Annotated in this window: 1 protein-coding gene; it reads right to left on the reverse strand. The window is 64.8% G+C overall.

Translation table 11 applies throughout. From position 1 onward, the window contains the following. The coding region (locus DIE12_RS37725) for an amidohydrolase family protein (RefSeq protein WP_148092740.1) at positions 1 to 989 on the reverse strand (989 nt) is incomplete at both ends.

Here is a 989-nt window from a genome sequence, read left to right on the forward strand (position 1 = left end):
GTCGCGTCGGTGCCGGCCGACACCTTGAGGCCCTTCGACAGCATCTTCGCGACGGGCGGCGTCGCTTCGGCCGCCTGCGCGCCGTAGCGCTCGACGAAGTATTCGCCCTGGTACGCCATCCGGTGCTGCACCGCGATACCGCCACCCAGCGCGGCGATCCGGTCCATCGACTTCTCGGAGATCGTTTCCGCATGATCGAAGAACCAGTTCAGGCCTTCGAGCGGGATATCCTTGTTGACCTTCTCGAACACATCGAGCGCGCGGCTGATGGTTTCGTCGTAGGTCGCGTGCATGCGCCACGGCCAGCGGTTCTGCGCGAGCACGCGCACGACGCCCTCGAGATCGTCTTCCATCTGCGCCGGCAGGTCCGGGCGCGCGACGCGGAAATCCTCGAAATCGGCCGCCGAGAACACCAGCATCTCGCCCGCGCCGTTGTTGCGGAAATAATCCGTGCCGTCGTGATACTTCGTGCTCTTCGTCCAGTTCACGAAGTCTTCCTTCTCCGCATTCGGCTTCTGCGTGAACAGGTTGTACGCGATCCGGATCGTCATCTCGCCCGCGTCGTGCAGCTTGCGGATCACTTCGTAATCGTCGGGATAGTTCTGCGAACCGCCGCCCGCATCGATCACGCCCGTCACGCCGAGACGGTTCAGTTCGCGCATGAAGTGGCGCGTCGAGTTGTACTGGTATTCGAACGGCAGCTTCGGTCCCTTCGCGAGTGTCGCGTACAGGATCGTCGCGTTCGGGTTCGCGAGCAGCAGCCCGGTCGGGTTGCCCGCGGCATCGCGCAGGATCGTGCCGCCCGGCGGCTCGGGCGTGTCCTTCGTGTAGCCGACCACGCGCAGCGCGGCCGCGTTCAGCAGCGCGCGATCGTAAAGATGCAGGATGAACACCGGCGTATCGGGCGCGGCCGCGTTGAGTTCCTCGATCGTCGGCAGGCGCTTCTCGGCGAACTGGTGTTCGGTAAAGCCACCGACCACGCGCACCCA

Source organism: Burkholderia sp. Bp9015, assembly GCF_003853505.1.
Lineage (GTDB): Bacteria > Pseudomonadota > Gammaproteobacteria > Burkholderiales > Burkholderiaceae > Burkholderia.